Source organism: Streptomyces synnematoformans (assembly GCF_039531005.1).
GTDB lineage: Bacteria > Actinomycetota > Actinomycetes > Streptomycetales > Streptomycetaceae > Streptomyces > Streptomyces synnematoformans.
Genome location: NZ_BAAAPF010000310.1, coordinates 1 through 8150 on the forward strand (window position 1 = coordinate 1; position 8150 = coordinate 8150).

Genomic DNA, 8150 nt, shown 5'->3' on the forward strand with positions numbered 1-8150 from the left:
CGCTGGTCCCGGGCGGCGCGGCGGCCCCCGCCGCCGGCCCGCGAGCGGCCGGCGCCACGTACGCCACGGCGGCGGGGAAAGCCTTCGGCGCCGGGTCGGTGCTCACCCAGACGGTCGCGGTACGGCCCGGCCTCGACGCCTTCACGGTGCTGACGGGGCTGGCGGTGGCGGCGCTCGCCCCGGCCGGGCTGATGCTCTCGCAGGCCGCCTACCGCGGCGGCCTCGGCGCCCCGCTGGCGACGGCGACGCTGGTCAACCCGGCGGTGTCCGCGGCGGTGGGGCTCACGCTGCTCGGCGAACAGCTGAGCGGCGGGGTGCCGGGCGCGGCGGTGGCGCTGGCCGCCGCAGCCCTGGCCACCCGCGGCGTCGTCCTGCTCTCCCAACCGGACCCGTCCCCGCACCCCACGCCACCGCCGGCAGCACCCCCCGCACGAACCACCCCGGCGGCGACGCCCGCGGCCCCAGGTCTGCTCCCGCCCACGCCCCCCGCACGAGCAACCCCGGCAGTAGCCCCGACCACGGATCCCCTCCCGCCCCCGGCCGCACTCGCGCCCGAAGCCCCCGCGCTGACGACCCGGGCGACGGCCCCGGCCTCAGGTCTGCTCCCGCCCGCGGCCCCCGCGCGGACGACCCCGGCCGCGGATCTGCCCCCGGCCCTCGCCCCCCACCCGTTGCCCGCCGCCCGCGCGGCGAAGCCGCGCCGGGCGCCACGCCCGACGAGAGCCTTCGGCCTCGCCCGCTGACCGGCCCTCTCGGCTCCCACCCCAGCGGCAAGCCGCGCCGGACGCCCGGCCACGACCTTCGACCCCACCCAGCCCCGCGGCCGGGAAGCCGCATCGCGCACCACACCCGGCCACAGCCTTCGCCCCGCCCGCTGACCCCGCCCTGTCGACTCCCGCCCAGCCGCCAAGCGACACCACACGCCGCCGCCCCGGCGCAGGCCCTCGGCCCCGCCCGCTCACCCGGCCCCCGATCCGACCTGCCCCGGCCCCCCCTCCGGCCGCCCCGCGGCGGAGCCGCACCCGCTCAGTCGTCCGCCACCAGCACGATCTTGCCGCGCAGGTGTCCCTCCTCGCTCGCGCGGTGCGCGTCCGCCGCCTCCGCCAGCGGCAGCGCCCGCCACACCGGCAGGTGCAGCCGCCCGTCGCGGTACAGCGCCAGCGCCCGCTCGATGCCCGCCACATGCTGGTCCTCGCCGTCCGCGGCGCCGGAGAACCGTACGCCCAGAGCCCGCGCCCCCGCCGCGTCCGCGATGGTGAGCACCCGCTCCGGGCCGCCGGCCAGCTCCACCGACTCCGGCAGCACGCCCCGCCCGGCGGCGTCCAGCACCGCGTCCACGCCCGGCGTCAGCTCCCGTACCCGTACGTCGACGCCCTCTCCGTAGGCGACCGGCTCCGCGCCCAGCGAGCGCAGATAGTCGTGGTTGGCCGGGCTCGCGGTGCCGATCACCCGCACGCCTGCCGAGACGGCGAACTGCACGGCCAGGCTGCCGACCCCACCCGCGGCGCCGTGCACGAGCAGCGTGTCGTCCTTGGCCACGCGCAGCGCCGCCAGCGTGCGGTGCGCGGTCTCCGCCGCCATCGGCAGCCCGCCGGCCAGCTCCCACGGCAGCCCCGGCGGCTTCGCGACCAGCCGGTCCGCGCGCGCCAGCGTGCGCACCGCGTACCCCGCGGTCACCGGCCCGAGCACCTCGTCGCCCACCCGCCACGGGCCGGCGTCGGGGCCGGCGGCCTCGACCACGCCGGCGGCCTCGTTCCCGAGGACGTGCGGGAAGGTCAGCGGCCGGAAGGCCGCCATCCGCCCGCTGCGCAGCTTCCAGTCGAGCGGGTTGACGCCCGCGCAGCGGACGCGGATGCGCACCTCGCCGGCGGCGGGCTCCGGCACGTCGACGTCGAGGCGGCGCAGCACCTCGGGGCCTCCGTATGCGGAGAATCCCATGGCGAACACCACGGGCCATCACCTTCCTTCGGGACCGGGGACACCGAATGCGACCGACTATCTCACCGAGAACGCATGCCGGCGCGGGATTCGATCCCGTGGCGAACAGGCGTTTCGACCCCGGCTCCGGTTGGAACACCCCGGCACGCCGGTGGGGGGCGGTGTGTGCCACCGCCCCCCACCGGGTCCTGAGCCTCCGGTCAGCCGACCGTCATCACAGCGGCTTGATCCGGATGTCGCGGTACGAGACCACGTCCGTGGTGCCGTGCACCTGCAGGCCGATGTAGCCCTGCGCGTGCTGGCGGCCGTCGGTGCCCGGGTCGTCCCCGCGCGGCGGCGAGAACAGCTGGCCCGGGGCGTTCTCGAACTCGTTGATGAGCACGCCGTTGCGGTAGACCTCGTAGTGCTGGTCCACCACCCGGATCTCGTAGTCGTTCCACGTGCCCTTCGGCGTCACCCCGGCCGCGCCGTGGTTCACCAGGTCGAAGCCGTAGACCGAGCCCGTCTTGTACTGGTCGCCGGCCTCCGAGTCGAAGACCTGCACCTCGTGGCCGTACTTGATGGCCGCCCACTCCGGCCGCGGCTCGTCCGGGTGGTCGCGCACGTCCGGGAAGCGGACGAAGACGCCGGAGTTGGCGCGCCCGTCGCCCGGCGCGTCGTCGCGCCACTGCAGCTTGAGCGAGAAGTCGCCGTACTGCTCGTGCGGGTACCAGAGCATGCCAAGACCGCCGACGGTCGTCCCGCTGGTCATCGAGCCGTCGCCGTTGAGGTGGAAGCTGCCGCCGCCGACGTGCTCCCACTTGGAGAAGGAGTTCTCGGTGCCGGTGAAGAGCGACGTGTAGCCGTCGTTGTGGCCCGGCTTGCCGATCCCGGAGGCCTTCGCCGTGTCGCGGATCGCCTCGCGCTCCTCGCCGTTGATGACGGCGTCCAGGTACAGCTCGTCGGTGATGTCCCGGATGTGGCGCATGAAGTCGCGGTGCTTCTGCCACGCCTTCTCGTCCTCGATCACCTCGTTGATCGTGCAGCCGCTCCTGGTGACGCGGTTGGGCACGTGGGTGTCGTACGCGCCGATGTAGACGATCGGACGGGAGTCCAGCTCCGGGCAGACGGGGTCGGGGTTGGGGTACTTCTCCACCACCGTGAAGCTGACCGTCTGGGCCTCGGAGGAGTTGCCCGCCTTGTCGGTGGCCCGGTAGGTGACCGTGTGCTCGCCGATGGTGTGGACGTGCACCGGCTCGGTGTACGTCCGGAAGGCGCCGTCGCCCACCGCGTACTCGATCTTGTCCAGGCCGGAGCCGCCGGTGTCGGCCGCCTCCAGCGTGACCGTGGCCACGTCCAGGTACGCGCCGTCGTCGTTCTGCTCACCGCCGAGGGAGGCGGTGACCGTCGGCGGCGACGTGTCCTCGGCCTCGACGACCGTGAAGGTCACCGACTGCTCCTCGCTGGTGTTGCCCGCCTTGTCGGTGGCGCGGTATCTGACGGTGTGCTCGCCCGGGGTGTTGACCACGATGGGCGCCTCGTACGCGGTCCAGTCCGTGGCCCCGTCCAGGGCGTGGTCGACGCGGTCGACCCCCGACATGTCGTCGGTGGCGGACAGCTCGACCGTCGCGCTGCCCAGGTACGCGCCGTTCGCGTCCTGTTCGCCGGTGACCTCGGCCGCGGCCTCGGGCGCCGTGGTGTCCTCGCCGCCCTCGGTGACGACCAGCTCGCCTGCCATCGCCAGGTGGCCGGGGATGGCGCAGTAGTAGCGGTACGTGCCCGGCTTCAGGTCGACCGTGGCCTGCCACCTGCCGCCGTTCTGGTCGTTCGGCGAGGCCTGCAGGTTGAGGCTGACGTCGTGGTTGTACCCCGCGGTGGAGGTGTCGAAGGTCAGGGTGTGCACCATGCCGGTGGTGTTGCCGGTGGCGGCGCTGTTCTCGAAGACGATGGTCGTCTCCCCGGCCACCGCCGTCGTGGGTGCGGACGTGTACTCCGTCATGCTGTCGCCCGCGGTCCAGGTCAGCGTCTGCGCCGCCGTGGGTTCCTCGGGCGCCGCCGCGTCGGCGGCGGGCAGGCCGCCCGGCGCGAGCAGCGCCAGGCACACCGCCACCACGGTGATCAGCGCCCGCCGCAGTCCTGCTGCGGTCAGAGCTTGGGATCTCATCGACTCCCCTTCGCGATCAGGTTCTCGGGCAGCGGCGTCGCCGGCCCGCCCTTGTACGTCACCCGCCACAGGGCGGACGCCGAGTCGGCGTTGAAGAAGCCGCGGCCGTAGTCGAGCACGTAGAGCGCGCCGTCCGGGCCGAACTTCCAGTCCATCAGGTTGCGGATGCCGCCGTTGCCCACCGGGATGATGTCGTCGAGCGACTCGGCGTGCACCGGCAGTCCGCCGTCGCCGGCGTTGGCCGGGTCCATGACCACGGCGTGCCGCGGCTGGTCCTGGTCGTAGAAGTCGCCGACGAACCACTTGCCGTCCCAGTACTCCGGCCACTTGACGTCGCTGCCGGAGGAGGCGTCGTAGCGGTAGACGGGGCCGGTCATGGCCGCCTGGCCGCCGCCCTTGAGCCAGGGCAGCCGGTACTGCGCCTCGTCGATGTCGTAGCTGGGCACCCCGTCCGCGTTGCGCGGGTAGTCGGGGCCGCCGCCCTGGGGCGAGTACCAGATGTTGTTGGCCCGGGCCGGCGGGATGTCCGTCAGGCCGTCGTTGTTGGGCGAGGTGTTCTTGAGGTTGTCGCAGTCGTACCAGTCGAGCGGCTGCGACGGGTCGGGCAGGTTGCGGTCGCGGTACGGCTGCTTGTTGCCCATGCAGTACGGCCAGCCCTGGTTGCCCGCGCTGGTGATGACGGCGAACGTGTCGTACTTGGCCGGGCCCCAGGTGGTGCTGGGCTGGCCGGCGTCCGGGCCGACCCAGCCGGCGTAGAGCCGGTCCTGCTCGTCGATCTCGATGCGGGACGGGTTGCGTACGCCCATCACGTAGATCTCGGGCCTGGCCTGGTCGCCGTTGCCCTCGTCGCCGGTGAAGAGGTTGCCCTCGGGGATGGTGTACGTGCCGTCGGGCTCGGGGTGGATCCGCAGGATCTTGCCGTTGAGGTTGTTGGTGTTGCCCGCGGTGCGCCGCGCGTCGGCGAAGGACACGCCGCCGAAGTTCGGCTCCGGGTTGTTGCCGGAGTAGCCGTCGCTGAACCGCGAGGAGTTGGTGTCGCCGGTGGCGATGTACAGGTTGCCCTGCGAGTCCCACTCCATGTCGCCGCCCGCGTGGCAGCAGCTGTGCACCTGGACGGGCCAGGACAGCAGCACCTGCTCGGAGGAGGTGTCGAGCTTCTGGGTCGCCTGGTCGATCGTGAACCGGGAGACCCGCCGCTCGGCCATGTGCGCGTCGCGGTCGACGCCGGAGTGCGGCGTGTAGTGCAGGTACACGTGGCCGTTGGCGGCGAAGTCCGGGTCGAGGGCGATGCCGAGCAGGCCCTCCTCGACCTTGACCAGCTCGTCGCCGCCGCCCTTGTTGCCGAAGACGTCGAGGGTGCCGACCGCGGTCACCTGCTCGGTCTCCGGGTCCCACATGTGGACGGTGCCGGGGCCCTTGCCGATCTCCGGGCTGTCCCAGTCGACGTCGACGGGCGCGCCGGACCAGCGGCCGCCGCGGCCGATGTAGTAGACCTTGCCGTCGTCGGCGATGTCGATGCCGTGCGGCTCGCCGATCTGGTCGAGCTGGTTCGGCTGGTTCGGCTGGGTCAGCCGGGTCGCCTCGTAGTTGGCGATGATGCTCGCCTGGCAGTCGGCCCGCGCCTGGCGGGTGGTCCACAGCAGGGCGCCGCGCAGGTGCGCGCGGAAGTTCTCCTCCGCGAAGCCGGCGGCGGTGCCGCCCATGCCGGTGTAGAAGGAGCGGCCGCCCTCGTAGTCGCGGCACCAGGAGATCGGGTGGTCCCAGCCGTTGGCCGTCGAGCCCGGCTCGTACGTGCGCTCCCGGACCCGGGCGACGGTGTGGACGCTGCCGGAGGGATTGGTCTCCCAGTTGGTCCACACGTCTCTGCGCGACCACTCGAGCGGCAGGTCCCTGGTGGCCGGGTTGAGCCGGTCGCCGACCTCGACGACGGCCTCCTGCGCGCCGCCGGAGGTGCCGGCGGGGCGGCTGCCGATCAGGCCGGTGAACCAGTCGGACTCGGGCTCGGCGCGGGCCGCGTCGTGGATCCCGAGGAACCCGCCGCCGGCCTCGATGTAGCGCTGGAACGACTGTTCCTGAATGGTGTTGAGCCGGTCGCTGCCCGGTGACAGGAAGACGACCGCGTTGTACTTGGCCAGATTCTTGTCGGTGAAGGCCGTCACCTCGTCGGTGGCGGTCACCGTGAACGTCTCCGGACCCTGGGTCCCGATGGCCTCAATGGCCTCGATGCCCGCCCGGGTGACGGCATGCTGATCGCCGTCCACCCGGTGGAACACGAGTACCGAAGCGTTCGCCTTGCCCGGCGGCTTGCCGGCCGCGAGCGGTCCGCCGCTCGACGGCCCCGCCATGGCCTCGGCTCCTGCCAGCAGCGTTGCCGTCATTGCCACGGCCGATGCGCCGGCCGCCCAGCGTAGGGCGTTTCCCCTGCGTCGCATGGTCCTCCCACCTCGTCCCGGGATGCTGCGGGATAGCTGCGCCGCCGTAGGAAGTTAGACCTCTTTCGGCGAACTGCCAATGCCTACAGCCGGATTCGGTTCGAACTTTGTCCTGAGGATGGGCAAAGCCTCGACAAGCCCTTACCATGAGCGGCTGTCAGGGACGAGTCACAAACGCGCGAGAAGGCGGGGGCCACCATGCCGCGCAGTGTTTCCAGAAGGTCCTTCACGAGCGGTGCGGCCGCGGCCGCACTGGCGACCCCGGTCGCCCTGTCCACCACGGGAGCGACGGTCACCGCGTCGAACGACAAACCACAACCCCAACCCCTGGGCGAGATCAAGCGCATCACCATGTACGCCGAGGCCATGCCGGACGGCCAGCTGGGCTACGGACTCGAACCGGGCAGGCCCTCCATCCCCGGTCCGCTGCTGGAGATGTACGAGGGCGACAGCATGATCATCAAGCTGGTCAACAACCTCGACGTCGAGGCCAGCCTGCACCCCCACGGCGTCGACTACGACATCGGCAACGACGGCACGCCGATGACGAACAGCGCGGTGCCGCCGGGCGGTTCGCGCGAGTACGTCTGGCACTCGCACACCCCCGGCACCCGCCGCGACGGCACCATACAGCCGGGCAGCGCGGGCTACTGGCACTACCACGACCACGCGGTCGGCACCCCGCACGGAACCGGCGGCGTCAGACGCGGGCTCTACGGCGGGCTGATCGTCCGGCGGCGCGGCGACAAGCTGCCCGACAAGCAGTTCGTCATCGTCTTCAACGACAGCACCATCAACAACCTCACCGGCCACGGGCCGGACTTCACGGCCACGCTCGGGGACCGCTGCGAGGTCCTCATGATCACGCACGGCGAGCTGTACCACACGTTCCACATGCACGGGCACCGCTGGGCGGACAACCGCACGGGCATGCTGACCGGCGTGGACGACCCGACGCCGATCATCGACAACAAGATCTGCGGGCCGGGCGACTCCTTCGGCTTCCAGTTCATCGCGGGCGAACTGGTCGGCTCGGGGCGGTGGATGTACCACTGCCACGTCCAGAGCCACGCGGACATGGGCATGGCGGGGCTGCTGGTGGTGACGAACCCGAACGGCACGGTGGCCGGCGAGCACAACGCGGAGGCGATGAAGCCCACCCGCGACGCGCCGGCACACGGGAACCACTGACCGCGCCCCGCGCGCCGGTGCAGCCGGCACCTTGGGCCCCGGGGGCGGCGGCCTGCCCGCCGCCCCCGGCACGAGACGGGCCGGCGACCCCGCTGGGTGGGGTCGCCGGCCTCTCGCACGGACCACGTCCCGCACGGCGGCGTGCCCGCGTGCCCGCGTGCCCCCGGGCCGCCGACGTCGAAGGCCGGTCGCGGCCCGCGTTCCGGCGGCGTGTCCCGCTGTTCGCCGCGGGATTGCCTCGGCGCCACGTACGGGCCGGATGCTCCCGCCATCATCGTGCGCCGGCCGGCGGCCGCCGCGGGGAGCACCCCCCGCCGGCCGGCCCGGCCCGCGAGGGAGAGGATCCGTATGAGGTACGTCAGAACGCTCGGCGCCACCGCCGTCGCCGCGGCCCTGCTCGGCACGCTCCCGCCCGCCGCCGCGCCCGCGGCGCGGGCCGTCGTCGT

Annotated in this window: 4 protein-coding genes and 1 pseudogene; 2 read left to right on the top strand and 3 right to left on the bottom strand. The window is 72.9% G+C overall.

Translation table 11 applies throughout. From position 1 onward, the window contains the following. Positions 1-743, top strand: a pseudogene (locus tag ABD317_RS30140) (hypothetical protein); the annotation flags it as partial. A 283-nt stretch (positions 744-1026) separates the two neighbouring features. Here ABD317_RS30140 and ABD317_RS30145 read toward each other — a convergent pair. The 3 genes from ABD317_RS30145 to ABD317_RS30155 form a co-directional block, all read right to left on the bottom strand. Beyond that, on the bottom strand, positions 1027-1947 hold the full coding sequence (locus tag ABD317_RS30145) for an NADP-dependent oxidoreductase (protein ID WP_344293941.1): 921 nt from the start codon (positions 1945-1947) through the stop codon (positions 1027-1029). A 205-nt stretch (positions 1948-2152) separates the two neighbouring features. Next, positions 2153-4081 carry an OmpL47-type beta-barrel domain-containing protein gene (locus tag ABD317_RS30150; RefSeq protein WP_344293937.1) on the bottom strand — a complete coding sequence of 643 codons (1929 nt, stop codon included), beginning with the start codon at positions 4079-4081 and terminating at the stop codon, positions 2153-2155. Beyond that, positions 4078-6426: a ThuA domain-containing protein gene (locus ABD317_RS30155; protein WP_344293943.1), complete on the bottom strand. Its 2349-nt coding sequence runs from the start codon at positions 6424-6426 to the stop codon at positions 4078-4080. The genes ABD317_RS30150 and ABD317_RS30155 overlap by 4 nt, the downstream gene beginning before the upstream one ends. Positions 6427-6711: 285 nt before the next feature. Between ABD317_RS30155 and ABD317_RS30160 the strand changes: the two genes are divergently transcribed. Then, entirely contained in the window at positions 6712-7704 is a 993-nt protein-coding gene (locus ABD317_RS30160; RefSeq protein WP_344293939.1) for a multicopper oxidase domain-containing protein, read from the top strand. Positions 7705-8150 lie beyond the last annotated feature (446 nt).

Coding starts and splice junctions, on each gene's coding strand:
- ABD317_RS30150 (WP_344293937.1), bottom strand. CDS start 4,081: ATGAGATCCCAAGCTCTGACCGCAGCAGGACTGCGGCGGGCGCTGATC.
- ABD317_RS30155 (WP_344293943.1), bottom strand. CDS start 6,426: ATGGCGGGGCCGTCGAGCGGCGGACCGCTCGCGGCCGGCAAGCCGCCG.
- ABD317_RS30160 (WP_344293939.1), top strand. CDS start 6,712: ATGCCGCGCAGTGTTTCCAGAAGGTCCTTCACGAGCGGTGCGGCCGCG.